The sequence below is a fragment of the Clostridioides sp. ZZV14-6345 genome, assembly GCF_020657775.1.
GTDB lineage: Bacteria > Bacillota > Clostridia > Peptostreptococcales > Peptostreptococcaceae > Clostridioides > Clostridioides difficile_D.
Genome location: NZ_JAGWCX010000191.1, coordinates 1 through 414 on the forward strand (window position 1 = coordinate 1; position 414 = coordinate 414).

Consider the following 414-nt stretch of genomic DNA (forward strand, 5'->3'; position numbering starts at 1 on the left):
TGCGGCTGGATCACCTCCTTTCTAAGGAGAATTACCTACTGTTTAATTTTGAAAGTTCTTTATGAACTTCATATATGGGGGTGTAGCTCAGTTGGGAGAGCACTTGCCTTGCAAGCAAGGGGTCAGGAGTTCGACTCTCCTCATCTCCACCATTTAAGAGTATATTATCTAAATCTTTGATTTATCTAGTAGACTCTTACAATGCACTTATAGCTTAACTTTATACAAGCTTTGTGCGTTAGCGCTTTAAGCAACAGAATAAACTGAACGTATGTGAAGTTTGTTTGTTGGCGACGTGCGTTAGCACTTTAAGTAACGGAATAATCTGAGTGTATACGAAGGTTGTTCGTTGACGATGTGCGTTAGCACTTTGAAAACTGCATATATATTTAGTGATATGACATCTAATTTGTA

The 414-nt window shown here is 38.2% G+C and carries 1 tRNA gene; it reads left to right on the forward strand.

Annotated elements, in window-relative coordinates:
* The first annotated feature begins 76 nt into the window (after positions 1-76).
* A tRNA-Ala gene (locus KGF39_RS19535) sits at positions 77-152 on the forward strand.
* The last annotated feature ends 262 nt before the right edge of the window (positions 153-414 follow it).